Below are 24695 nucleotides of genomic sequence, written 5' to 3' on the forward strand. Positions count from 1 at the left end.
TCATCTGGCCCAGACAGACCGCTATCGCAGGCAAGCCAGCTCCCACATTGAGTTCAGTGGCTGATGGCGGCGACGGTATTGGTGAGCGTGTGGGTACGCGTCCACGCCTGACACACCTCGGTTTAACCTGTGGGAGCTGGCTTGCCTGCGATGGCGGTGTATCAGCCAACTCATCTGGCCCAGACAGACCGCTCGCAGGCAAGCCAGCTCCCACATTGAGTTCAGTGGCTGATGGCGGCGACGGTGTTGGTGAGCGTGTGGGTACGCGTCCACGCCTGACACAACGCGGTTAAACCTGTGGGAGCTGGCTTGCCTGCGATGGCGGTGTATCAGCCAACTCATCTGGCCCAGAAATACCGCTATCGCAGGCAAGCCAGCTCCCACATTGGGTTCAGTAGCTGATGGCGGCGACGGTGTTGGTGAGCGTGTGGGTACGCGTCCACGCCTGACACACCTCGGTTTAACCTGTGGGAGCTGGCTTGCCTGCGATGGCGGTGTATCAGCCAACTTAGCTGGCACAGACAGACCGCTATCGCAGGCAAGCCAGCTCCCACATTGAGTTCAGTGGCTGATGGCGGCGACGGTGTTGGTGAGCGTGTGGGTACGCGTCCACGCCTGACACACCTCGGTTTAACCTGTGGGAGCTGGCTTGCCTGCGATGGCGGTGTATCAGCCAACTCATCTGGCACAGACAGACCGCTATCGCAGGCAAGCCAGCTCCCACATTGAGTTCAGTGGCTGATGGCGGCGACGGTGTTGGTGAGCGTGTGGGTACGCGTCCACGCCTGACACACCGCGGTTAAACCTGTGGGAGCTGGCTTGCCTGCGATGGCGGTGTATCAGCCAACTCATCTGGCCCAGACAGACCGCTATCGCAGGCAAGCCAGCTCCCACATTGAGTTCAGTGGCTGATGGCGGCGACGGTGTTGGTGAGCGTGTGGGTCCGCGTCCACGCCTGACACAACGCGGTTAAACCTGTGGGAGCTGGCTTGCCTGCGATGGCGGTGTATCAGCCAACTTATCTGGCCCAGACAGACCGCTATCGCAGGCAAGCCAGCTCCCACATTGGGGTTCATGGTGAGCCTGATAGATCAGCGAATGATCTTCTCGACCTGAATCCCCAGCTTCTTCAGCCGATACCAGAAGCTCCTCTCGGAAATCCCGATCTTCGCCGCCGCGGCGGCCTGCACGCCGTTGCTCTCGTTCAACGCGGCCATGATGTAGGTTTTCTCAACCTCAGCCAGCGCCGCATCCAGGTCGGCAGGCACGCCCGGTGTATCACCGAGCAGCGCCGCAACGCCATCCTCGGCAGGCTTGGACGCAAACAGGTAAGCCGGCAAGTCAATGTCTTCGATCACCGGCGAAGCCGCGACGATGGTCGCCCGCTCCACGCAGTTCTGCAGCTCACGGATATTGCCCGGCCAGTGGTAGGCCGCCATCGCCTGCAATGCCTCGGGGCTGAAACCGGTGATGCGTTTGCCCGCCGTAGCACTCAGGGTCTGGGCGAAGTGGCGGGCCAGGGGCACGATGTCTTCGGCGCGCTCGCGCAGGGCCGGCAACGGGATCGGGAATACATTGAGGCGGTAATACAGGTCTTCGCGAAACTCTTTATTGGCCACCGCATCCAGCAGGTTCTTGTTGGTGGCGGCGATCACGCGCACATCCACCTTGCGCTCGCGGGGGTCGCCCACCGGCTCGATCACGCGCTCCTGCAAGGCCCGCAGGATTTTGGCCTGCAACGCCAACGGCATATCGCCCACTTCATCCAGAAACAAAGTGCCCTGGTCGGCCTGCATAAAGCGCCCTACCCGGTCGGCCACGGCGCCGGTAAAGGCGCCTTTGCGATGGCCGAACATCTCGCTTTCCAGCAAGCCTTCGGGAATGGCCGCGCAGTTGACCGCCACGAACGGCTTGTCGGCGCGGCTGCCATGTTTGTGAATCGCTCGCGCGACCATTTCCTTGCCGGTGCCGCTTTCGCCGGTCAGCAGGATGGTCGCGTTGCTGTCGCGTACCGAATCGACCGCGTGCAGCACCTGGCGAAACGCCGGGCTGTCGCCCACCAGGCTGTCGAACTGCGCATGGTGATCCAGCTCGGCGCGCAGGCGTGCGTTGTCGCGCATGATGTCGCGAAACTGCAGGGCCTTGGCCACGGTGATGTCCAGCTCGTCGATATCGAACGGCTTGGCAATGTAGTCATAGGCGCCGTTGCGCATCGACTGCACGGCGTTCTTGACCGTGCTGTAGGCGGTCATCACGATCACCGGCAACTCCGGAAAGCGCACTTTTATCTCGGCCAGCAGCGCCGGCCCGTCCATGCCCGGCATGCGCCAGTCGCTGATCACCAGGTCGATGTCTTCCTGCTCCAGCACCTTGAGTGCGTGCAGGCCGTTGCCGGCGGTAAAGACCTGGATGCCATTCTGGCTCAAGGCCGATGACAGCAAGTCGCAGAGCTTGGGCTCATCGTCGACTACCAATACGTTATGCGTCATGAACTTCCTCATCGTCGCCGTCGTCTTCGCCATGGGCCGGAATGTACAGGCTGAAGGTGGCGCCGGCATCTTTCTCACTGGCACATTCGATGCTGCCGTCGTGACTTTCCATGATCGAATAGACTTTAGCCAGCCCCAGGCCCGTGCCCGAGGCCTTGGTGGTGACGAATGGTGTGAAGATGCGCTCGATCATATCGGCCGGAATGCCTTGGCCGGTGTCGGCGATGCTGATCACCGTGTTGCCGTCCACGCTGCGAATGCCCAGGGTCAGGCGCCCGCCTCCGGGCATCGCGTCGATGGCGTTGAGGATCAGGTTCAGGCACGCCTGCTTGAGTTGCTTGGCATCGGCATAGATTGTCGCGCCGGGCGACTGGTCATCGATGTGCGCATCAATGTTATGGGTGGCCAGTTCCGGGCTGCAAAAGCCGAGGATTTCTTCCACCACCGGGCGCGCCGCCTGCAACACACGCAGGGGCGGATTGGGTTTGGCGAAATCCAGAAACTCGGTGATCAGGTCGTTGATGCGGCTGACTTCGCTGATCACGTATTCGAGGTGGCGCTTGTCGGTGTCCGGCAGGTCAACTCGGCGGTGCAGCAATTGGGTGGCGGTCTTGATGATGCCCAGCGGGTTGCGAATCTCGTGGGCCAGGCCCATGGCGACTTCGCCCAAAGCATGCAGCCGGTCGCGGCGACGCAGTTGGGCTTCAAGGTGATGCAACTCGCCCAGGCGCTCGGTCATGTGGTTGAAGGTGCTGCTCAGTTGCGCCAGCTCATCGCCGCCAGTGACCAACACACGGTGTTCGTAATTGCCCGAGATCACCGCGTCAACGCCCTGGGATAAATCGCGCAGCGGTTTGGTCAGGCGGCGTGACACCAGCACACCGGCGCCCAGGGACAACGCCGAACTCAGCAGGAAGATCAACACGAACAGGTTGCTCTGATTCACCAGCCCCACCAGGCTGGTATGGCGCAACAGGCCGCTGAAGATCACGCCTTGCAGTTCGCCGGCGTCATTGAAGATCGGCCAGTACAACCCGCTGTAGTTATTGGTGAACTGCTCGCTCGGCTGCTTGGTGGCGCGCATGGCGGTTTCGACATTCTTCGGGATGCGCGAAGGGTGGTTTTCAAAACGCTGGGTCGAGAAGATCTCGGAAAACCCTTGGGGGTTGGCCAGGTACAGGCGCAGGTCGAGGGAATGCACATCGGCCACGCTGGTGAGGAAACTGCTGTCCAGGTAGGTGGCCACCAGCAGCAGGTAATCGACGCCCTCCTGGGTGGTTTCGAATGTGGAGACCACCAGGCCTGTGGTCACGCCGGCCACTTGCACGGTCTGCAACACGGCGTTGCTGGTCAGGTTGATCTGCTTGACCACATCGTCTGCCGCGGTGCTGAACACCACTTTGTGGTCACTCACACGGATCAGCGCGACCACATCGATATCGGTGGCGTCGGCGATGTCCGCGGTCAGGCGGTCATGCTTGGCCGCTTGCTTGCTCGACGGTGGCGCGGTGTAGCGCAGGAACAGTTTGGCCATGCGCGCGTTGTCATGCAGGATGTCGCCGATTTCGTCCTTGACGATCTTGGTCGACTCTTGCAGCCAGATGCGCACGTTGCTGTCGAAAATCTGCGACAAGGTGGTCGCCGCCAGTTCGGCCGCGATCATGGTCGGGATAACGCTGACCAGCCAGAACGCCAGCACCAGCTTGCGCTGGACGCTCCAACGCGAAATGGCAAAGGGGCGGGCTTTTTGGCGGGTCTTGGTGATCATCAGGTTTCGCTTATCGCAGCAGCCATGGCAGGGTCGGATCGATCCGGTCTTATATACATTTTCACGAGCTTGAGCACGCTGTTGACCAGCCGGTTACGGTGACGGAAGAACATGCTGTTGCCCTGGAACTTACAGCCCAGGCGCAGCTTACTGGCATAACCCTCCTGACCGCACTCGTACAGCGGGATCTTGTGTGCAATACAGTAGTCGACATTGGTCAGCCAGTAGCGAAAGTACAAACTGTATTCGCGGGTAAATTCACGGTCATGCCCGAAAAACTTATCGACCAGGCGGTGCTCGTCCAACAACACCAGGTTGAACGCTACCAGCCGCTCATTCACCCAGTAAAGAGCACAGACCGCACGCCCTTGCAGCCGTTCCAGGATGCCGGTGAAGTAACTTGCCGGCAGGCGTTCGAACTGCAAATCGGCGCGGCTGAGCGTGTCTTCGTACAGGCGCATCACCTCGGGTAACACGTCATCAATGGTGTACCGCCACTCGACCCGTGGGCCCGGCGCGCGCAATTTGCGGCGCAGGTCTTTGCGGGTCGCCTTGCACAGCGAGCCCAGGTAGGCGTCCACCGAGCCGTAAGGCACCGTCAGCCAGCCACTGGGTAAACTTGGCATGCTCTGAAAGCCCGCCTGACGGCAATTGTCTGCCCAGTCGAGGTCATGAGTCGGCACGTCTTTGACCGCCACCAGGCCAATCCCGAAGGTATTGGCGTCCTGGCGGGCCGCCTCCAGCAAGTTCTTGATCAGCAGCGGGCGCTGCTCCTGGTGCACGTGACTGGCGATACCCGCGTCGCAACGCTCGGCCACCGGCGAGCCGATGGCGTACAGCTGCAAGCGCAAAACACCCGGCCACAGTCGCTCCAGGCGCTCGGTAAAGCGCTTGCCGGCGCCCGACACCGTGGTGTCGAGGCGATAATAAGTGATGAACGCGGCGGCAACGGCCACCAGCGTTTCATCGTCGTAGACGGCCAGGTAACGCCACTTGAAATCATCGATCGCGGCGTTTTCCACGGCAACGTAAAAATCCCAATCCTCCAGGGCTGCGGGAAAGCAGTCATTCCAGGCGCAACGCGGGATGGCCCGGATAGTCGAGAAGGCTTGAGCGGTAATCACGTCTAGTCCTTAGGCTGATGCCCGCTGTCGATAATCCACGGGCGCCTGCACAGCCGGGGCGGCGTGCTGCTCGACAAATTCTGCGCTCAACTCGATCACCCGGCGGTATTGCAGGTCGACGGTGATCATGTGGTAGCAGTTATCCAGCAGAATCTTGGTCACCGGGCCACCGAGGTGGCGTTCCACGTAATCGGCGTTCCAGCGGCTGGTGATGTCGTCCTCGATGGAGTGCAACACCAGCGCCGGTACCTTGACCTCGGGCATGCGCTTTTTGACCACGGCGTTCATGCGGTGCAACTCGCGCACCGTGATGCCTTCCATGGTCAGCAAACCGGCCTCGCTGCTTTCGCCTTCCTTCATCTGACGCTCGACGATGGCCCGCAGGCGCTCGTTCTTGATGCCGTAAGGCGGCTTCTCTTCGAAGCGGCAGATGTGCACGCCGAACGGGATCTTCATCAGCAACGGCGTCAGAAACGCCAGCTTGTTAATGCTCCAGCCGTCGTACTTCAAGGTGGTCGAATACATCAACAGCCCGGCCACTTGCCCTGGGTGCTCGGCGGCCACATACATGGACATCACCGCGCCCATGGACAAGCCACCGACAAACACCTGCTCGTGGCGCTGCTTGACCTGCGCAAAGGTCTTGCGCACGCCTTCGTACCAGTCCAGCCAGCCGGTGGCCTGCAGGTCGCTGTTATCGCCGCAGTGCCCAGCCAGCGTGGGCACGTACACCGTGCAGTTACCGGCTTTGGCCAGGCCTTTGGCGACCTGGCGCAATTCCGTCGGGGTGCCGGTCAGGCCGTGGACCAACAGGATCCCGACCGGACCTTCACCGAGAACGAAGCCGGCATCACCTTCACCGAGGTCGATCCCGATGCTTTTTAACTCAGGAGCATTCACCGCTTGGTCGCTCGCACCAGCAACTGCTCGAGGAGTTTCAGGCCCAGGTCGATTTCCGGGTAGCTGATTTCCAGGGACGGTGCCAGGGTGATCACGTTTTTGTAGTAGCCGCCCACGTCGAGGATCAGGCCGAGTTTCTGGCCATCCACGATCATGTCGCCCTTCATGCCTTCTTCGACCATGTAGTCCAGGGTCGCCTTATCCGGCGTGAAGCCATCCGGGCCGCAGATTTCGCAGCGCAGGGCCAGGCCCAGGCCGTCGACGTCGCCGATGATCGGGAAACGTTTCTGCAGGTCTTGCAGGCCTTCCAGGAAGTATTTGCCCTTGGCCATGACCATCGCGCCGTAGTCGACTTCGCTGGTCATCTTGAACATTTCCAGGCCTACCGCCGTACCCAGCGGGTTGGAGGCGAAGGTGGAGTGGGTCGAACCTGGCGGGAACACCGTCGGGTTGATCAACTCTTCACGGGCCCAGATGCCGCCCAGCGGGTTGAGGCCGTTGGTCAGCGCCTTACCGAAGACGATCACGTCCGGCTGCACGTCGAAGTGTTCGATCGACCACAGTTTGCCGGTGCGGTAGAAGCCCATCTGGATTTCATCGGACACCATCAGGATGCCGTGCTGATCCAGCACTTGCTTCAATTCGCGGTAGAAGTTCATCGGCGGGATCACGTAGCCGCCGGTGCCCTGGATCGGCTCGACGTAGAACGCTGCGTATTCGCACTGGTTGGTTTTAGGGTCCCAGACGCCGTTGTATTCGGTCTCGAACAGCCGCGCGAATTGCTGCACGCAGTGGCTGCCGTACTCTTCTTTGGTCATGCCTTTAGGGCCGCGGAAGTGGTACGGGAACGGGATGAAGTTGGCGCGCTCGCCAAAGTGGCCGTAGCGGCGACGGTAGCGGAAGCTTGAGGTGATCGACGAGGCGCCGAGGGTACGGCCGTGGTAGCCGCCTTCGAAGGCGAACATCAGGCTCTTGCCGTTGGAGGCGTTACGCACCACTTTCAACGAGTCTTCGATCGACTGCGAACCGCCGACGTTGAAGTGCACGCGACCGTCGAGGCCGAATTTGTTCTTGGCGTCGACGGCGATCATTTCCGACAGCTCGATCTTGCCTTTGTGCAGGTACTGGCTGGCGATTTGCGGCAGGGTATCGATCTGCTGTTTCAGCGCGTTGTTCAGGCGTGGGTTGGCGTAGCCGAAGTTAACGGCCGAGTACCACATTTGCAGGTCGAGGTAGGCCTGGTCTTCGGTGTCCCACACGTAGGAGCCTTCGCAACGGCTGAAAATACGCGGCGGCTCGATGTAGTGAACGGTGTCGCCGTAGGAGCAGTATTTGGCTTCTTTATCCAGAAGAATCCGGTCTTCGGCGGTAGCAATACGAATATCAGACATGGTGGAAGAGTTCCTGATTTTCAACAGAGAGGTCGGCGGCAAAGGCGCCGGCGTTAGCGGCGATGCCTTGTGGCAAAGCGGTCAGCAATGCGGGCAATTCGGCAAAGGTGTCGAAGCGCGCATGGGGAATGTTGTTGGCTTCGCAGTACTTGGCGAGGCTGCCTTTGGCGAAGACGAAGTCGGCGGTTGAAGCCACGCACATGTCGGACTTGCCGTCGCCGATCACCAGCACGCGCTTGTTGCGCGGCGTGGATTTGCACTTGCAGTTGCCGGAGGCGGCGCGGCAGGCATCGCTGGAGTACGGGAAGTCGATGCGCCAGCTGTTCTGGTCAACCTGGCGCAGGCGGTTGGCGAGGATCGGCAGCAAGGTCACGTAGTTGCGCGACAGGATGCGCGCGATGCCTTGCTCAATGCCGTCGCTGACCACTTCGATGGTCGCGCCCAGGCCCATGACGTGATCGACGAAGTCCGGGAAGTCCGGGTCGATCTCCACGCTGTCGAAGTACGCCAGCAGTTCAGCCGGGGTGGCTTTGATCAGCGCCAGTTGACGGCTCAGGCATTCGCGGGAACCGATATGCCCATCCAGCCATTCCTGTTCGATGGTTTCCCACTCAGGGCCGGCGAAGCGCTGGAGGACGTTGTCGATGACGTCGGTGGGGGTGATGGTCCCGTCGAAGTCGCACACGATATGCCACTGGATCATTGCGTTTACCTTGAGGAGTAGCGCTCTATGCGCTTGTGCCATCGGGTATTGCAGAGACTGTGCCAACCGGCCAAACCCCAGCGGGGCTGGGGTTTTGGTCGATATGCAGGGGGATTTGTGTCGCAGGAGCTACAATTTTTGTAGCTTGCTACAAACAAGATGAGTGCTTGCGTCAGGGAGGCGCTTCGCGCGTGAATGCGCGCACGTTCAGATAAGGAAACGCTCCATGTTCAAGGTTACTTCTGCTGTATTCGCCGGCTTGCTGGGGCTGTGGGGCTTTTCCAGCACGGCATGGGCCGAAGGCATTACCGGCGAAGTCGGCGCAGGCGTCAGCTACCAGCCCCATGACCCGACAGGCAGCCGCTACGAAACCCGGCCGATTCCCTACTTCGATCTGGACTGGGGCAATGTGAGCCTGGGCACCGACGATGGCCTGACCTGGAGCGCGCTCAATACCCACGGTTTCACCGCTGGCCCGTATATCAATTACCTGCCGGGCCGTACGGCCGATCGCTCGCTGCGTGGCTTGCGGGATGTGCCGGACATGGCCGAAGTCGGGGGTTTCATCCAGTACGCACCGGCCGAGTTCTGGCGCGTGTACGCCCAGGTTGGCCAGGCCGTCGGCGGCCCGCGTGATCAGAGTGGTGTGTTGGGCAAGGTCGGTGGCGAACTGGGCTACCCGCTGGGCGGCGGCATTATCGGCAGCACCGGCCTGATGGCGCATTTTGCCGATGCGCGCCAGACCCAGGCGTTTTTTGGCGTTGACGATAAGGAGTCAGCGGCGTCCGGCATTCGCGCCTATAACGCCAGTGCGGGCTTTCAGAACCTGACGCTGACCCAAAGCTTCGAGTTCCCGCTGGCGAGCCATTGGTCGCTGTTGACCAGCGCCAGCTGGACACACCTGGTGGGTTCGGCGGCCAACAGCAGCATCGTCAAGGAGACCGGCAACGTGAACCAGGGCCAGGTGCAGACGGCGATCAGCTACAAGTTTGACTGACCCTGTGGGAGCCAGCTCCCACACAAACCTAGTGCCACAGGAAGATTCATCGGCGCTCAGGCTTTGGCTTCCTGGATGATCTGGCGAATCGCGCCCACGAAGGCCTCTGCTGGCTGCCCACCGCTGACCGCGTACTGGTCGTTGAACACGATGGTGGGTACTGAAGTCACACCGCGTGAAATCCACAATTCTTCCTGCTCACGGACTTCAGCTGCGTATTCGTCGGACGCCAGAATCTGCGCAGCACGCTGGATATCCAGCCCGACACTCTCGGCGATGATCGCCAATATCGCGTGGTCGGACGGGTCTTTCCCATCACTGAAATACGCCTTGAACAGCGCTTCCTTGAGGTTGTATTGCAACCCTTCAAGCCCCGCCCAATGCAGCAGCCGGTGCGCATCAAAGGTGTTGTAGATGCGGCTCTGCCCGTCCGTGCGAAAGGCAAAGCCCAGCGCCGCGCCCATGTCGCGGATACGCGCACGGTTGGCCTGGGACTCTTCGGCGGTGGAGCCGTATTTTTCAGTGATGTGCTCGACGATGTTCTGCCCTTCGGCGGGCATCTTCGGGTTCAGCTCAAACGGCTGGAAATGAATCTCGGCCTGCACCTCGCTACCCAGTTGGTCGAGGGCTTCGGTCAGGCCGCGCAGGCCGATGATGCACCAGGGGCAAGACACGTCGCTGACAAAATCGATTTTCAGGGGAGTACTCATGGCAGGCAACCTCGCTGGCAGTATTAATGCGCCGTAAAGGTTGCACGATACACCAACTTCACAGCACCTTCGAAGGCTCGCCCAGGTCAATCTGCGCCCAATGCGCCGCATCTTCGCGATGGGCTTTGAGGTACGGCAGCACAGCCGTCAACAATGGCGCCTTGAAGGCTTCCTGAAAGCGGTGGGCCATGCCCGGTATGAGCTTCAGCTGGCTGCCCTGGATATGCGCGGCCAGGTGTACGCCGTGCATCACCGGCAACAACGGGTCGGCGGTGCCGTGCACCACCAGGGTCGGCACGCGCAATTGGTTAAGCAAGGGCACGCGGCTCGGCTCAGCCAAAATCGCCATGATCTGGCGCTTCAAGCCGTCCGGGTTGAAGGCGCGGTCGTAGGACAGCGCGGCCTGGTGCAGCAGCGCCTGGCGATCATCCTTCACGTTGGGGCTGCCCAGGGCGGCAAGCAAATCGGCTTGTTGTTCCAGCGCCACTTCACGGTTCGGCGCACTGCGCCGCGACAGCAACTGCACCAACGCCGCGTTGGGCGCCGGCAGGCCTTCGGCGCCGGAGCTGGTCATCACCAGGGTCAGGCTTTCGACCCGCTGCGGCGCCATGGCCGCCAGATGCTGGGCGATCATGCCGCCCATGCTTGCGCCCAGCACGTGGAATTGCTGGACCTGCAGCGCGTCCATCAAGCCCAATGCATCGTCGGCCATGTCGGTCAGCGTGTACGGCGCCGCCACCGGCAAACCGAGTTTGTAGCGCAGCACTTCGAACGTCAGGTTGGCGCTGGCGGGTGCCTGGCGCCAGGTGGACAGGCCAACGTCACGGTTGTCGTAGCGAATCACCCGAAAACCCTGTTCACACAAGGCCACCACCACTTCATCCGGCCAGTGGATCAACTGCCCGCCCAGGCCCATGACCAGCAGCAACGCAGGGTCGGACGCTCGGCCGATACTCTGATAGGCGATGCTGACTTTTTCCAGGTCGACCGTTTGGGTCGGGACATTGACATCACATCGAGAAGCCGCAAAGGACGGCAGGCCGAACAATAGAGCGGCCAGTAAAAACCACACGCGCATGAAAAACACCGAAACGCAGAACCCCAGTAGAGCGCGAGTCTGATGAAGTTTGTACAAGCGCGCTGCCACAGTTGCGTGACAGTTTGATGAAGTGCGCCCAACGGTCATGGTCGACAGGACTGGCAACATGAGACAAACTCACGCTATCTGTATTTATCACAAATTATCTTCATGGAGCGCCCGTGCTCGAAATCCGCCACCTCAAGACCCTGCACGCGTTGCGCGAAGCCGACAGCCTGGTCGAAGCCGCCGAACGCCTGCACCTGACGCAATCGGCGCTGTCCCACCAGTTCAAGGAGCTGGAAGAGCGCCTGGGCATGCCGCTGTTCGTGCGCAAGACCAAGCCGCTGCGCTTCACCAGTGCCGGCCTGCGCCTGCTGCAACTGGCCGACGCCACCCTGCCCTTGCTGCGCGGCGCCGAACGCGACATCGCGCGCCTGGCCGGTGGCACCGCCGGGCGTCTGCACATGGCCATCGAGTGCCACAGCTGCTTCCAGTGGCTGATGCCGACCATCGACCAGTTCCGCGATGCCTGGCCAGAGGTTGAGCTGGACCTGGCCTCAGGTTTTGCCTTCGCGCCGCTGCCGGCCCTGGCCCGTGGCGACCTGGACTTGGTGGTGACCTCCGACCCGCTGGAACTGCCGGGCATCACCTATGTACCCTTGTTTACCTACGAAGCCATGTTGGCCGTGGCCAACCAGCATGCGCTGGCGAACAAGTCGTATATCGTGCCGCAAGACTTGCTCAGCGAAACCCTGATCACCTACCCGGTTGAGCGCGACCGCCTGGACATTTTCACGCGGTTCCTGGAACCCGCTGACGTGGAACCGGCCCAGGTGCGCACCTCGGAGCTCACGGTGATGATGATGCAGTTGGTCGCCAGCGGCCGCGGCGTGTGCGGCATGCCGCATTGGGCGCTGCATGAATACAGCTCGCGTGGGTATGTGAAGGCCAAGCGTTTGGGCGAGAAGGGCTTGTTTGCGACGTTGTATGCGGGGATTCGTGCGGACATGCTGGATGCGCCGTATATGCGCGACTTCTTGCTGACAGCCAAGGACACCTCGTTTTCGACCCTGGATGGTGTCAGCGCCGTGCGTTAATCGCGCACAAATGACGACTCTACTGTGGGAGCTGGCTTGCCTGCGATGTGGATGACGCGGTCTGCCTGGCACACCGAGGTGATGCCATCGCAGGCAAGCCAGCTCCCACATTCGATTGAGTGCCCCAATGCAGATTCAGTCGCCTTTGAGTTCACGCCACATGTGGATCTTGTCGAAATATTCGATCCCCACCCGCACCGCCAACGGCTCCAGGCCGTATTGAATAAAACCGCAGCGCTGGTACAACGCGAACGCGGCGTCGTTGCCCGCGGTGACGGTCAGTTGGATCAGTTTGACGCCGGGCTGGCGGCGCGCGCCATCGAGCGCCGCCTCCACCAACTGACGGCCCAGGCCCTGGCACTGATAGGCTTTGGTCACGTACATGCCGAACAGCGTGACTTTGTGCCGGGCCTTTTCCCGTGGTTCAAAGGCCAGGCCAGCAATGCCGGCCAGGGTTTGCTCTTCGAAAGCGCCGAGCACCTGATCCAGCGGGCTCTGTAGGCGCTTTTCCCACCAGCTCAATGGCATTCGTGCGCGTTCCGCCACGCTGGAGGTAAACGCCTGGGGATAGGCGCCATAGGCCTCGAGCATCAACGCGCGATAAGCTTCGGCGTCATTGGCCACCAGTGTGCGGATCAGCATGCAGCGAGCGACGCGCGATAAAACGGCAGGATCCAATCGCGAGTCAACGGCGCCAGGTGCAAACCACCCTCGCCGGCCGGGTCGATCCAGCGCACTTCTTCGATTTCAGCGGCCGGGCTTACCGGCGAATCGATATGCACCTGGAACAGCTCAGCCTCCACGGTGAAGCCCGGCTCGTTGGCTGCCGGGGCCGAAAACTGGCCCAGGTAGACAGCCTCAGCCGGGTCGATACGCAGGTTCAGTTCCTCGTACAGCTCACGGGCCAACGCCTCGGCAGGTTGCTCACCGGCATCGATCTTGCCGCCCGGTTGCATAAAGGCCTGGGTGCCGCGCTTGCGCACCAGCAGGGTTTGACCGTCGCTGCCGATCAGGAGGGCGGCGGCGATGCGGATGACGGATGGCATTTGAAATCTTCCTTGGGTGCAAAGAGCGCAAGGATCACATGAGCCACAGGCACGCCGCAATCCACTGTGGGAGCGGGCTTGCTCGCGAAAGCGGTGTGTCAGCCACTGCATCTGTAACTGATACACCGTTTTCGCGAGCAAGCCCGCTCCCACATTTTTGATTGTGTTCAGCCTGGGATGACTGCGTCTTCCTTGATGAACACGCTGTACCGCGCGCCTTCCATGGTTTCGAAGGCAATTAGCTTGTCCACCAGCGGCAGGTTCAACACCTTGCCGGCGTTCAGCAACAGCATGCCGTTATCGGCATTGAGGTTGCGGGCCAGCACCATGCCGGCTTCCAGTTCTCGGGTGGAGAGGACCTTGACGTTGGGGTCGCCCAGGGTCACATCGCTGAGGAAGGCCGCGCAGGCCTGCACGAAGTCTTCCACCAGTTCCGGATCGTAAAGGCGCCCGGCGTACTTGCGGATATACAGCAGCGCTTCGTCGCTGTTCAGATGCCGTTCCAGGATCAAGCCTTTTTGCAGTTCGATGAAGTCCACCGCCAGTTTAAGCAGGCGCGAGCCGGGCGGGATCGCATCGCCCTTGAGGTGATCGGGAAACCCCGTACCGTCCCAACGCTCCTGGTGGTGGCGAATGATCCGCGCCGCATCCTTCATGGGGTCGAGGGTCATCAGCAGCGATTCGCTCTGGGTCGGGTACTCGCGGTACAGGCCACGGTCGGTGCTGTGCAGCTTGTCCGACGGCGCAACCATCATGCTGTCGCTCCAGCTCAGCTTACCGATGTTGTACAGCGCAGCGGCCATAGTCAGGTCGCGGGTGCTGGCTTCGTCGATGGACTGGGCCGCGCAATAGACCCGCACCAGTTCGATCAAGGCGCGGTTGGTCTGTTTGTTCTTGGGCAAGCGCAGGTTGGCCAACAGCGAAAACACTTCGGTACCGGTCACGTAGCTGCGCTTGAGCTCGTCGTAGGCCAGGTCGAGCATGTCGGCGGTCTGTTGCAGCTCGCTGGTTCGGGCTGCCACGCGTTTTTCCAGGTTGGCGTTCAACACCTTGAGCTGATCGTTCTGCTCATGAGCCAGGCGCTCCAGGCGCTGATGCTCCAGGGCCTGGCGCAACACCAGCGGCAGTTCTTCGTCATTCCAGGGCTTACTGATGTAACGGTGAATCTGCCCTTCGTTGATCGCCTTGATGATCGTCGCGAGGTCAGCATAGCCGGTCAACAGGATGCGGCTGGTAGCCGGGTACAGCCGGTGCACTTCAGCCAGCAACTGCGCGCCGTCCATGCCGGGCATGCGGGCGTCGCTCATCACCAGGTCGATGGGCTGGGCCGCCATGATCTCCAGGGCCTGGGCGCCGCTGCCGGCGAGCACGACATTGAAAGGGTGGCCGCGCAACAGCCGGCGCAGGCTGTTGAGGATCGACTCTTCATCGTCAACCAGCAGAATCGTGGGTGGGGTCGCAAGTTGTTCGTCCATGGTTACTGCGCCTTAAAAATAAACGTAATTGAGCTGAATTGAAGCCTGATATCCCGCCGCGTATCTGCGCTTGATGCACGTAGCCACGCAGCTGATTTGACGCCAATTAGCCGTCGATATCAAGGGAACTCAACTATGCTGTCTCAACCGGTACGTACTCCTCCCGGATGTCAAACCAAGGAAGGAAGCGTTATGCCATCGAACCTGTTGCCAATGCAAAGTGCGCCATGAACCCGAACTCAGGGCGGGCCAACCGACGCATTCTGATCGTGGATGACACGGCCTCTATCCACGAAGATTTCCGCAAGATTCTGTGCGCCCACCCCCACGATGCCCCCTCACTGGACAGCCTGGAAGAAGCCCTGTTCGGCACCGAGGTGCCGGTGCGCCAGACGTTTTTGCTGGATTCGGCCTATCAGGGCCAGGAGGCCCTTGCCCTGGTGAACGAGGCCCTGGCGGACGGTGCGCCCTACGCCATGGTGTTTATCGACATGCGCATGCCTCCCGGCTGGGATGGTCTGCACACCATCGAACAGTTGTGGAGCGTCGACCCCAACCTGCAGATTGCCCTGTGCACCGCCTATTCCGATTACTCCTTTGAGGCCATCGAAGCGCGGTTGAAGTACAACGACCAGTTACTGATCCTGAAAAAACCCTTTGACCACCTGGAAATCCGCCAGATGGCCAGCGCCCTGACCTGGAAATGGCAGCTCGCCCAAGACGTCGCCCTCAAGGTGCAGAGCCTGGAGCGCACCATTGAAGAACGCGTGCAGGAACTGCTCAAAGTTTCGCACCTGCTGCAATACGACGCGCTCACGCAGTTGCCCAACAGCACCTTGCTGGGTGATCGCCTGACCCAGGCCATCGCCCTGGGCCGACGGCATGACACACAACTGGCGGTGATATTTATCGGGCTAGACCGCTTCAAGCGCATCAACAATGCCTTGGGGTATCCGGTGGGCGACGAGGTACTCCAGCAGATCAGCCAGAGCCTGGTGGCGACGGTACGAGGCTCGGATTCAGTGTTTCGCTATGTGGCCGATGAGTTTGTGATTCTGCTCAACGATATCCAGCACCCGCAACAAACCCAGCATATTGCGCAAAAGTTGCTCACGGCCGTGCGCGCAACCCGCCACCTCGCCGGGCACGACCTGAGCGTCACCGCCAGCCTCGGCATCAGTATTTACCCCAATGACAGCAGCACCGCGGTGGAACTGATCAAACATGCCGAAACCGCCATGCACACCAGCAAGGAGCGCGGCCCGGGTGACTTCAGCTTTTATACCCAGACCATGAACTTGCGCGCGCAACAGCAACAGGGCCTGGAAAGTGCAATCCGCCAGGCCCTGGAGCATGACGAGTTTGTGCTGCACTACCAGCCGAAACTGGAATTGAGAACCGGCAAAATCGTCGGTGCTGAAGCCTTGATACGTTGGTTTGAGCCGCGCTCGGGATGGATCAGCCCGTCTGAGTTCATTCCGGTGGCCGAAGACAGTGGGCTGATAGTGCCCTTGACCCAGTGGGTGCTGCGCCGGGCCTGCGAGCAAGGGCAAGCCTGGCGCGCCATGGGCTTGAGCCCGTTGTGCATCTCGGTGAACGTCTCGGCCATCGACTTTCGCCAGCGGGACTTTACCGACAACCTGGCCGAGATACTCACACAGACCGGCCTGCCGCCTGCCCAACTGGAGTTGGAAATCACCGAAAGCGTGTTAATGCAGAATGTCGACGACACCGTTGCCACCTTGAACACCATCAAGGCCATGGGCGTGCGTCTGGCCCTGGATGACTTCGGCACCGGTTACTCCAGCCTCAGCTACCTGCGGCGCTTTTCCATCGACGTGCTGAAAATCGACCAATCTTTCGTGCGCGGCATGAGCGTAAATAGCCAGGACGCCCAACTGATCAGCGCTATCATCGGCATGGGCAAAAGTCTGAACCTGAGCATCATTGCCGAAGGCGTGGAGACCCTCGAACAGCTGAATTTCCTGCAAGCTCAGCGGTGCGAAGAAGGCCAAGGTTTTCTATTCAGCAAAGCCGTGCCCCCAAAGGATTTTGCGCAGTTGATGCAAGCCGGTCACCCTACCCTGATGCCCGATCAATAGCCGATTGCAAGGAGTGCTCGCTTGAACGAAGTATCAACCCACGGGCTCATCCTCACCTTATGGTTAAGCGCGAGTCTGCCACTGGCAGCCGCACCGCTGGACGAGGCACTCAAACCCTTGCCGGGCGTGCCGAGGCTGGACCCGGCCAAAGTCGAACTGGGCCGGCAACTGTTCAATGAGCCGCGCCTGTCAGCCAACAACACACTGTCCTGCGCCAGTTGCCATCGCCTGGCGTCCGGCGGCGGCGACGACAAGCCGTTTTCGATCGGTTTTGACGGCAAACCGGTAGAGGTCAACACCCCATCGGTGTTCAACGCCAGCCTGAACTTCAAACAGTTCTGGAATGGTCGTGTCGACACGCTGGAAGCGCAAGTCGAACACGCGGTCATCAGCACGGCAGAAATGGGCAGCGACTGGAAAACCGTGGTGCAGAACCTCGCAGCCGTGCCCGCCTACCAGACCGCATTCCAGCGGACCTATCCCGATGGCGTCACTGCAGCCAATGTGCAAAACGCCCTGGCCACCTATGAGCGCACGCTGCTCACGCCCGATTCGCGATTCGACCAATACTTGAATGGCAATACAGATATCCTCACCCTCAAGGAAAAGTACGGCTACCTGCATTTCAAAGATTACGGCTGTATCGCCTGCCACCAGGGAGTGAACATCGGCGGCAACATGTTTCAAAAATTCGGCGTGATGGATGACTACTTCACGGCCCGCGGCAACCCGGTCGAGTCGGACCTGGGGCGTTACCTGTTGACCAAGGATGAAGAGGACCGCTATGTGTTCAAGGTGCCCAGCCTGCGCAATGTGGCGGTCACCGCGCCCTACTTTCACGACGCTTCGGCCAAAAGCCTGGAAGAGGCCGTGGACGTAATGTTCAAGTATCAACTGGGGCGCACTCCGACCCAGGAAGACAAGGACCTGATCATCCTGTTTCTCAAGACCCTGACCGGCCAATGGGCGGGCAAGCCGTTATGAGCCGACTGCCGAGCCTGTCCAGCCGCCGTACCAGCCAGTTGCTGCTGGGGTTGATGACCCTGCTGCTGGCCTCGACCCTGATCTTTTTGTACCTCATGTCCTCCCGCGACCAAACGGCCAGCTACACCCAGTCACGGGACCTGATTCGCCAGCTCCAGCAACTCAATGCGCAATGGGACAGCGAAGTGCTCAAGGCCCGGATCTCGATTACCCACAACTACGATCCGCTGGTGACACCGCTCACCGAAATGACGCGCATATGGGCCGAACTGGGCAGCCGCGACACCTACCACAACACCGCCGACCTGCCCCTTTGGCGCGCCACCCAGCAAGCGTATCAAGCCGCCATCCAGGAAAAGGCGCGGCTGGTAGACCAGTTCAAATCCCACAATGCGGTGCTGCGCAACTCGCTGGCGTTTCTGCCGACCGCTGAAGACGATATCCAGGCCCAGTTCAGTCGTATTGACGATGGAAGTCGGCTGCAACTGCAAAGCGTGGCCACCGACACCTACGACCTGCTGCTCAGCAGCCTGGAGTTCGCCCAGGTCACCAGTGACCGATCGCGCGGCCGATATTCTGGTGGGCCTGGGCAAGCTGAAAGTCAACAAGGAGCGCCTGCCCAGTGAATTCCAGGCACCGGTCGTGATCCTCAGCAACCACATTTCGCTGATCCTGCGCGAGCAGCCGGTGGTCAACAGCCTCCTCGAACGAATTGCCGCAGTGCCCGTGGCCGAGCGCCTGGATGACTTGACCACCCACCTCAACCAGGACCAGCAGGCGGCCGACCTCGTTGATCATCAATACCACCGCTACCTGTTGATTTTCTCAACCTTGCTGGTGGTGTTGCTGCTGTACCTGGCAGTACGCCTGTTGCGCAGTTTCGCCGAGATCAACCGGATCAATCGTGCCTTGCAGGCCGCCAACGAAACCCTGGAACACAGGGTGGAGCGGCGCACGCAACAGCTCAAGGATGCCCAGAGCGAGCTGATGGACAGCGCCCGCCAGGCGGGCATGGCGGAAATCGCCACGAACGTGCTGCACAACGTTGGCAACGTGCTCAACAGCGTGAACATTTCCGCCGACCTGGTGGCGCGCCAACTGCGCAACAGCAAGGTCCAGGGCCTGGGTAAAGCCATGCAGCTGATCAACGCGCATCAGGGCGACCTGGGCACCTTCCTCAGCGAGGATGAAAAGGGCAAATTGCTGCCGGGCTACCTGAACCAGTTGGTCGAAGCGATTGCACTCGAACAGCAAGGCATGAGCGAGGAACTGACGCAACTGAGCAAAAGCGTTGACCACATCAAGGACATCGTCTCGACCCAGCAATCCTATGCCGGCGCCTCCACACTGCTCGAACCCGTCAACATCAGCGCGCTGATGGAAGACGCCCTGCGCATGAACGCCGGCGCTTTAAGCCGTCATCACGTCACGGTGGTCAAGGAGTACGCCCAAGTACCGGAGATTCTGGGCGACAAACACCGACTGTTGCTGATTATGGTCAACCTGATCAGCAACGCCAAGTACGCCATGTCCAACCTCAGTGACCGGCCACGGCAAATGACCCTGACCGTGCAACCGGCGGCTGACGAGACCCTGAAAATCAGTGTAAAGGACGATGGCGAAGGCATACCCGCCGAGAACATGACCCGGATATTCACCCACGGCTTCACCACCCGCAAAGAAGGCCATGGTTTCGGCCTGCACAGCTGTGCTCTGGCCGCCGTGGAAATGCACGGCCAACTCAGTGCTCACAGTGATGGGCCAGGCCTTGGCGCAGTGTTTACCTTGACGATTCCTCTCACCCTTGCCGGAACTGCCCCATGAACCAGCCTCCCAACCGGCGCATTCTGCTGATTGATGACACACCGTCAATTCATGAAGATTTTCGCAAGATTCTGATGCCGAGCGTGGCCTCCAACCCCGCACTGGATGACCTGGAGTCAGCGCTGTTCGGCGACGCCGTCACGCCTCAGGCTCAGGCATTCGACCTGCATTCGGCGTACGGTGGCGAAGAAGGCCTGGGTTTGCTGACCACGGCCATGGCGGAACAACGGCCCTACGCGCTGGCTTTTGTGGACATGCGCATGCCCCAGGGCTGGGACGGCGCGAAGACCATCGAGGCCTTGTGGAAGGTCGACCCCGACCTGCAAGTGGTGGTGTGCACCGCGTACTCGGATTACTCCTGGGAGGACCTGCTCTTTCGCCTGCACGCCCATGACCGTTTGCTGATCCTGAAAAAACCCTTCGACAACATTGAAGTCCAGCAAATGGCCAATACCCTGGCCAACAAGTGGGACATGGCCCGTCGCGCCGCCTTGCAAACCTTGCACCTGGAACAGCTGGTGGAACAACGTACCCAGGCGCTGCAACTGGAAATCGACGAGCGCAAACACTTGGAAAGCCAGCTGGTGCAGTCGGAAAAGCTCGCTTCACTGGGTCAGCTTGCCGCCGGTGTCGCCCATGAGATCAACAACCCGGTAGGCTTCATTTCGTCCAACCTCAACACCCTTGATGGCTACTTTAACCAGCTGCAACAAATGCTTGAAGCTTATCGACACAGTGAGGAAATAATCGCATCGCAACCACAGCGCGACCAGCTCAAGGCCTTGCGCACTACGTTGGAGCTGGACTTTCTCAAGGAGGACATCCCGGTCCTGATCCGCGAATCCAAGGATGGCATTGGCCGCGTGGTGCAAATCGTCAAAGACCTGAAAAATTTTTCGCGGGTGGACAACGACCAGACCTGGCAATTCTCCAACCTGCAACAAGGCATTGATTCGACGCTGAACATCGTCGCCAGCGAACTCAAGTACAAGGCTGATGTGGTCAAGCACTACCTGCCGCTGCCGGACATCGAGTGCCTGGCGTCGCAGCTCAATCAAGTGGTGATGAATCTGGTGATCAACGCCGCACAAGCCATGGGCCCGGAACGTGGCACCATTACCATCAGCAATGGCGTGGAAGGTGAGAACATCTGGCTGGAAGTGGCGGACGACGGCTGTGGGATTGCGCCGCAAACCGTGCAGAAGATTTTCGACCCCTTCTTCACCACCAAACCCGTCGGCGAAGGCACCGGCTTGGGATTGTCACTGTCCTACGGCATCGTCAAGAAACACCGGGGCTCAATCTCGGTCAGCAGTGAACTGGGCAAGGGCACGACCTTTCGGGTGGTACTGCCGATTCGGCAAACGACGGCGTAGGGCACGCCGTCGAGTCTGGGTTATGCATCCGCCTTTTTTGGGCTGGACCCAAACGAAGCGAAACGCTTGTTGAACCCGGCAATCCGGCCTTCGACCTGGGTCTTGCGCTGCTGGCCGGTGTAGATCGGGTGCGAGGCGCTGGACACATCGAGCGGGATGTACGGGTAAGTGTTGCCGTCGCTGTGTGTATGGGTGCGGTCGCTGTCGGCGGTGGAGCCGATCAGGAAGAACACGTCGGCGGCGGTGTCGTGGAACAGCACGGTACGGTAGTCGGGATGGATACCAGCTTTCATAAGGCCTCCGGGGCGTCTGGGTGCAATTGAAGTGTTATACAGTAACACAAATCATGCGCCCAAACGAGAACCGATTGCAATAAGAATAGGCCGACTGCTTCTATGCCGCTTCCTGAAAGTCCATTTCCGGCGGTTGCTTTGAGAAACCGCGTGTGAGGAAGCCCAGGTACACCACGCCAATCGCCAACCACACCGCGCCCAGGTAAATCGCCAGGTGATCGAGGCTGACCATCAGCCACAGGTCCGCCAACAGGCCGATGGTCGGGAAGACCAGGAACAGAATCACCTCACGCACACCGCGCGCTTTGGCGCCGATCCAGTAGTGAAAGATCACCGACAGGTTCACCAGGCTGAACGCCAGGAACGCGCCGAAGTTGATGAAAGAAGTCGAGGTGGTCACGTCGAGCTTCAACGCCAGCAAGGCCACCACCGCACACAACAGGATGCTGTTGACCGGCGTGCCGAAGCGCGCGTGCAAGGTGCCGAAGAATGACTTGGGCAACACGCCGTCACGGCCCATGGCAAACAACAGACGCGAACCGCTGGCCTGGGCCGACAGCCCCGAGGCGAACTGGCCGACGATCAGGCCGATCAGGAAGATCGACACAAACAGGTCGCCGCCCACGTTGCGGGCAATCTCATAGGCCGCCGAGTCCACATCGGCAAACTCAAACGAGGGGTGCGCGATCTGCACGAAGTACGACACCCCCACGAAGATCAGCCCGCCGATCAAGGTGATCAGCATGATCGCCCGTGGGATGGTGCGGCGTGGGTCGCGGGTTTCTTCGGTGAGGGTACTGACCGCGTCAAAGCCCAGGAACGAATAACAGGCGATGGCCGCGCCGCTCATGATCAGCGGCATGTGCATCTGGCCGTTGAAGAAGGGGGCAAGCGTCCACAGTGGCTTGCTCGCGTCACCGCCGATGTAGTGGATGCACAGCGCGACGAATGCGATCAGCACCAGAAACTGCACCAGCATCAGCAGCGCGTTGATGCCGTTGGCGAGCTTCAAGCCGATAATATTGATTGCCGTGGTGATGCCGATAAACGCCAGCACCCACACCCACTGCGGCACCGTCGGGAACGCCGAGTGCAGGTACGCAGCGCCGATCAGCCAGATGGCCATGGGCAGGAACAGGTAGTCGAGCAACACCGCCCAACCGGCGATAAAACCCAGCTTGGGGCTGATAGCCTTGCGCACATAGCTGTAGGCGGAACCGGCCACCGGGAAAGCCGAGGCCATGCGCCCGTAGCTCATGGCGGTAAAGAACATCGCCACCAGCGCCGCGAGGTACGCGGCCGGCACCATGCCGCCGGTGGATTGCGCGAGGATGCCGAAGGTGCCAAGCACAATGATCGGCGTCATATAGGCGATGCCAAACAGCACCACCGACCCTAACGACAGGGTGCGTTGCAAACGAGCCATGAGCGATTCTCCGCTGATTTATTAGATTTATGGCAGAACTGAAGTCGGTGAAGCGCAAACTATTTTTATGCTTAATGCTGCTGTTGTGGCGAGGGAGCTTGCTCCCGCTGGGCTGCGCAGCGGCACCAAAATCTTAGGGCCGCTACGCGCCCCAGCGGGAGCAAGCTCCCTCGCCACAAGGGGCCAGTCTTAAACGTGGGGGATCAGCAATTCGCGCGTGCCATCGCTGCGCTCAATCACCTCGCCGGGCAATTTCAAGCGCTGGTCATCCAGGTAGCGGTAGTCCTTGCGAGCCGCCACCAATTGGTCGAGATCCAGCTCGACAGTGAATTGCCCTTCCTCGCGCCCGGCTTCAAACAGCAAAGTGCCGTTCGGGTCCACCAGCGCGCTGCCGCCGGCGAACAACAGGTCGCCGTCACCCTCTTCGACCCGGTTGACCATTAGCGCAAACGCCTGGTTTTCCTGGGCGCGAGCCATGATTGCGGTGCGATGCGTGGGGCCGTACGGGTCCATGTTGCCGTTGGTGACGATCAGCAGCTCGGCGCCCAACTGCGCCAGGGCGCGGGCGGTTTCCGGGAACTCGATGTCGTAGCAGATCAGCAGGCCGACGCGCACGCCGTTCCACAGGCACGTGGCGTAGCGATCACCCGGGTTGAACACGCCGCGATCCGAAGCCCACAGGTGGGTCTTGCGATAACGCAGGGCGATGCCTTCGGGGGTGATCAGCAAGGTGGTGTTATAGAACTGGCCATCGTCGTGCTCGGCCATGCCGATAACCACGGCAATATTGCGCGCACGGGCCGCCTGGATAACCGCTTGTACGGTGGGGCCGTCTACCGGTTCGGCGATCGCGGCGACGGTCTCGGCCGACGGGAAGCCCATCAAGTGGGTTTCCGGGAAGACGATCAGTTGCGTGTCGGCGGCGCACGCAGCAATGGCCGCCAAGGCGCGCTCAAGGTTGTAAGCTGTACCGTTATCGCGGCCTGCCAATTGGGCAAATTCGACCTTCATGGGTATTCCTTGTTCTTTATCCGTGCCGCAGTATGCGCAGCCAACACCGGCCAGGGAATTACGCGGCGGGGGTAACCCGATAGGGGTAGATTGATGAGCATGACGCTGCAAGACATCGCCTGGCACCGTTCGGTGGGGCAAATGATAGACGCCCTGGACCAGCCCAACTTCTGGACCCAGCTTGTGCGGCTGTTGGACCAGTACGTGCCGTCCGACAGTTGGGTCGCCTTGCTGTTCAGCAGTGAGCACCGCCCGCTGGTGTTCGCCGAATGCCCAGGCGCCGACGGCGCGCCGGACCATTTGTTCCAGGACTACCTCAACGGCCTGTACCTCCTCGACCCGTTCTACATCGCCAGCCGCGAACACGCGCGCACCGGCCTGTTACGCCTGGCGGAAGTGGCGCCGGAGCATTTCGAGCTGACCGAGTACTACCAGCGCTACTTTCGCCTGAACGTGGTGGCCGATGAAATCCAGTTCAATTGCCACCTGCCGGACGGGCGCACCCTGTGCCTGTCGCTGGGCTCGAAACAGCGTTTTGACCCACAGCAAATTGCCCTGCTGTCACTGATCCAGCCGTGGGTGTTGAGCCTGCTGCGCCAGCGCCTGCCCCATGAACTGAACCAGGTGAGCGCGCCGCAACCGCCGATTCAAAAGGATGATTGGGGCGCGCAACTCACCGCCCGCGAGCTGGATGTAGGCCGCTTGATGCTCAGCGGTTGCTCCAGCAAGGAAATCGCCCGCAAGCTGGAAATCTCGGTGGAGACCGTGAAAGTCCATAAGAAACACATGTACAGCAAGCTGGGGATCAAATCCCAGTCGGAGCTGTTCTCGATCTTTCTTCAGGCGCAAAACGCCTGACCGTTTGTCTGAAACCGTTGATGAACTGTTATTTCTGACA

Annotated in this window: 20 protein-coding genes and 1 pseudogene; 7 read left to right on the forward strand and 14 right to left on the reverse strand. The window is 60.5% G+C overall.

The window, feature by feature from the left end; genetic code table 11:
• Positions 1-1091 precede the first annotated feature (1091 nt).
• The 6 genes from QF043_RS22930 to QF043_RS22955 are packed head-to-tail and all read right to left on the reverse strand — an operon-like array spanning position 1092 to position 8375.
• Complete coding sequence (locus QF043_RS22930; protein WP_307420278.1) at positions 1092-2489, reverse strand: sigma-54 dependent transcriptional regulator; 1398 nt, start codon at positions 2487-2489, stop codon at positions 1092-1094.
• Positions 2479-4257, reverse strand: coding sequence for a HAMP domain-containing sensor histidine kinase (locus QF043_RS22935; RefSeq protein ID WP_307420279.1), 1779 nt, complete (start codon positions 4255-4257; stop codon positions 2479-2481). The genes QF043_RS22930 and QF043_RS22935 overlap by 11 nt, the downstream gene beginning before the upstream one ends.
• Positions 4257-5381, reverse strand: coding sequence for a GNAT family N-acetyltransferase (locus tag QF043_RS22940; protein ID WP_307420280.1), 1125 nt, complete (start codon positions 5379-5381; stop codon positions 4257-4259). The genes QF043_RS22935 and QF043_RS22940 overlap by 1 nt, the downstream gene beginning before the upstream one ends.
• A 9-nt stretch (positions 5382-5390) precedes the next feature.
• Positions 5391-6281, reverse strand: coding sequence for a carboxylesterase (locus QF043_RS22945; protein ID WP_307420281.1), 891 nt, complete (start codon positions 6279-6281; stop codon positions 5391-5393).
• Positions 6278-7672: an aspartate aminotransferase family protein gene (locus QF043_RS22950; protein ID WP_056858833.1), complete on the reverse strand. Its 1395-nt coding sequence runs from the start codon at positions 7670-7672 to the stop codon at positions 6278-6280. Before QF043_RS22950 ends, QF043_RS22945 begins: the two co-directional genes overlap by 4 nt.
• Entirely contained in the window at positions 7665-8375 is a 711-nt protein-coding gene (locus tag QF043_RS22955; protein ID WP_307420282.1) for an MtnX-like HAD-IB family phosphatase, read from the reverse strand. The genes QF043_RS22950 and QF043_RS22955 overlap by 8 nt, the downstream gene beginning before the upstream one ends.
• A 226-nt stretch (positions 8376-8601) precedes the next feature.
• On the opposite strand from QF043_RS22955, the gene QF043_RS22960 reads away from it, so the two are divergent.
• Complete coding sequence (locus tag QF043_RS22960; protein WP_307420283.1) at positions 8602-9372, forward strand: MipA/OmpV family protein; 771 nt, start codon at positions 8602-8604, stop codon at positions 9370-9372.
• Between the two features lie 56 nt (positions 9373-9428).
• On the opposite strand, the gene QF043_RS22965 is transcribed toward QF043_RS22960, so the two are convergent.
• Positions 9429-10082, reverse strand: a complete 654-nt coding sequence (locus tag QF043_RS22965; protein WP_307420284.1) for a DsbA family oxidoreductase — start codon at positions 10080-10082, stop codon at positions 9429-9431.
• Between the two features lie 58 nt (positions 10083-10140).
• Positions 10141-11160, reverse strand: coding sequence for an alpha/beta fold hydrolase (locus QF043_RS22970; RefSeq protein WP_307420285.1), 1020 nt, complete (start codon positions 11158-11160; stop codon positions 10141-10143).
• A 182-nt stretch (positions 11161-11342) separates the two neighbouring features.
• On the opposite strand from QF043_RS22970, the gene metR reads away from it, so the two are divergent.
• Positions 11343-12260, forward strand: coding sequence for a transcriptional regulator MetR (metR, locus tag QF043_RS22975; protein ID WP_056858838.1), 918 nt, complete (start codon positions 11343-11345; stop codon positions 12258-12260).
• A 135-nt stretch (positions 12261-12395) separates the two neighbouring features.
• Here the strand turns inward: metR and QF043_RS22980 are convergent, their stop codons facing one another.
• The 3 genes from QF043_RS22980 to QF043_RS22990 all read right to left on the reverse strand — a co-directional run bounded on the left by QF043_RS22980 (position 12396) and on the right by QF043_RS22990 (position 14781).
• A complete protein-coding gene (locus tag QF043_RS22980; RefSeq protein ID WP_307420286.1) occupies positions 12396-12902 on the reverse strand; it encodes a GNAT family N-acetyltransferase in 507 nt (168 codons plus the stop codon).
• Complete coding sequence (locus QF043_RS22985; protein WP_307420287.1) at positions 12896-13306, reverse strand: NUDIX domain-containing protein; 411 nt, start codon at positions 13304-13306, stop codon at positions 12896-12898. The genes QF043_RS22980 and QF043_RS22985 overlap by 7 nt, the downstream gene beginning before the upstream one ends.
• A gap of 167 nt (positions 13307-13473) precedes the next feature.
• Entirely contained in the window at positions 13474-14781 is a 1308-nt protein-coding gene (locus QF043_RS22990; protein WP_307420288.1) for an HD domain-containing phosphohydrolase, read from the reverse strand.
• Between the two features lie 227 nt (positions 14782-15008).
• Here QF043_RS22990 and QF043_RS22995 point away from each other — a divergent pair, with 227 nt between their 5' ends.
• From QF043_RS22995 to QF043_RS23010, 4 genes and pseudogenes are all read left to right on the forward strand, one after another.
• Positions 15009-16883 carry a bifunctional diguanylate cyclase/phosphodiesterase gene (locus QF043_RS22995; protein ID WP_307420289.1) on the forward strand — a complete coding sequence of 625 codons (1875 nt, stop codon included), beginning with the start codon at positions 15009-15011 and terminating at the stop codon, positions 16881-16883.
• 21 nt (positions 16884-16904) lie between these two features.
• Positions 16905-17867, forward strand: coding sequence for a cytochrome-c peroxidase (locus QF043_RS23000; protein ID WP_307420290.1), 963 nt, complete (start codon positions 16905-16907; stop codon positions 17865-17867).
• Positions 17846-19691: pseudogene (locus QF043_RS23005) on the forward strand (DAHL domain-containing protein). The gene QF043_RS23000 and the pseudogene QF043_RS23005 overlap by 22 nt, the downstream one beginning before the upstream one ends.
• On the forward strand, positions 19688-21067 hold the full coding sequence (locus tag QF043_RS23010) for an ATP-binding protein (protein WP_307420291.1): 1380 nt from the start codon (positions 19688-19690) through the stop codon (positions 21065-21067). The pseudogene QF043_RS23005 and the gene QF043_RS23010 overlap by 4 nt, the downstream one beginning before the upstream one ends.
• A gap of 20 nt (positions 21068-21087) precedes the next feature.
• On the opposite strand, the gene QF043_RS23015 is transcribed toward QF043_RS23010, so the two are convergent.
• The 3 genes from QF043_RS23015 to QF043_RS23025 form a co-directional block, all read right to left on the reverse strand.
• A complete protein-coding gene (locus QF043_RS23015; protein WP_017135901.1) occupies positions 21088-21360 on the reverse strand; it encodes a type B 50S ribosomal protein L31 in 273 nt (90 codons plus the stop codon).
• Between the two features lie 100 nt (positions 21361-21460).
• Complete coding sequence (locus QF043_RS23020) at positions 21461-22786, reverse strand: APC family permease (RefSeq protein WP_307420292.1); 1326 nt, start codon at positions 22784-22786, stop codon at positions 21461-21463.
• 189 nt (positions 22787-22975) lie between these two features.
• Positions 22976-23797: a carbon-nitrogen hydrolase family protein gene (locus QF043_RS23025; RefSeq protein ID WP_307420293.1), complete on the reverse strand. Its 822-nt coding sequence runs from the start codon at positions 23795-23797 to the stop codon at positions 22976-22978.
• Positions 23798-23890: 93 nt separating this feature from the next.
• Here QF043_RS23025 and QF043_RS23030 point away from each other — a divergent pair, with 93 nt between their 5' ends.
• Positions 23891-24655, forward strand: a complete 765-nt coding sequence (locus tag QF043_RS23030) for a LuxR C-terminal-related transcriptional regulator (RefSeq protein WP_307420294.1) — start codon at positions 23891-23893, stop codon at positions 24653-24655.
• The last annotated feature ends 40 nt before the right edge of the window (positions 24656-24695 follow it).

It is taken from the genome of Pseudomonas sp. W3I7 (assembly GCF_030816095.1).
GTDB lineage: Bacteria > Pseudomonadota > Gammaproteobacteria > Pseudomonadales > Pseudomonadaceae > Aquipseudomonas > Aquipseudomonas salomonii.

Bases quoted from the DNA above. Each gene is read 5' to 3' on its own strand.
- QF043_RS23010 (WP_307420291.1), top strand. From the start codon at position 19,688: ATGAACCAGCCTCCCAACCGGCGCATTCTGCTGATTGATGACACACCG.
- QF043_RS22950 (WP_056858833.1), bottom strand. From the start codon at position 7,672: ATGTCTGATATTCGTATTGCTACCGCCGAAGACCGGATTCTTCTGGAT.
- QF043_RS23030 (WP_307420294.1), top strand. From the start codon at position 23,891: ATGAGCATGACGCTGCAAGACATCGCCTGGCACCGTTCGGTGGGGCAA.
- QF043_RS22965 (WP_307420284.1), bottom strand. From the start codon at position 10,082: ATGAGTACTCCCCTGAAAATCGATTTTGTCAGCGACGTGTCTTGCCCC.
- QF043_RS23020 (WP_307420292.1), bottom strand. From the start codon at position 22,786: ATGGCTCGTTTGCAACGCACCCTGTCGTTAGGGTCGGTGGTGCTGTTT.
- QF043_RS22935 (WP_307420279.1), bottom strand. From the start codon at position 4,257: ATGATCACCAAGACCCGCCAAAAAGCCCGCCCCTTTGCCATTTCGCGT.
- QF043_RS22960 (WP_307420283.1), top strand. From the start codon at position 8,602: ATGTTCAAGGTTACTTCTGCTGTATTCGCCGGCTTGCTGGGGCTGTGG.
- QF043_RS22980 (WP_307420286.1), bottom strand. From the start codon at position 12,902: ATGCTGATCCGCACACTGGTGGCCAATGACGCCGAAGCTTATCGCGCG.
- QF043_RS23025 (WP_307420293.1), bottom strand. From the start codon at position 23,797: ATGAAGGTCGAATTTGCCCAATTGGCAGGCCGCGATAACGGTACAGCT.
- QF043_RS22995 (WP_307420289.1), top strand. From the start codon at position 15,009: ATGAACCCGAACTCAGGGCGGGCCAACCGACGCATTCTGATCGTGGAT.
- QF043_RS22955 (WP_307420282.1), bottom strand. From the start codon at position 8,375: ATGATCCAGTGGCATATCGTGTGCGACTTCGACGGGACCATCACCCCC.
- QF043_RS22930 (WP_307420278.1), bottom strand. From the start codon at position 2,489: ATGACGCATAACGTATTGGTAGTCGACGATGAGCCCAAGCTCTGCGAC.
- QF043_RS22985 (WP_307420287.1), bottom strand. From the start codon at position 13,306: ATGCCATCCGTCATCCGCATCGCCGCCGCCCTCCTGATCGGCAGCGAC.
- QF043_RS22970 (WP_307420285.1), bottom strand. From the start codon at position 11,160: ATGCGCGTGTGGTTTTTACTGGCCGCTCTATTGTTCGGCCTGCCGTCC.
- QF043_RS22990 (WP_307420288.1), bottom strand. From the start codon at position 14,781: ATGGACGAACAACTTGCGACCCCACCCACGATTCTGCTGGTTGACGAT.
- QF043_RS23015 (WP_017135901.1), bottom strand. From the start codon at position 21,360: ATGAAAGCTGGTATCCATCCCGACTACCGTACCGTGCTGTTCCACGAC.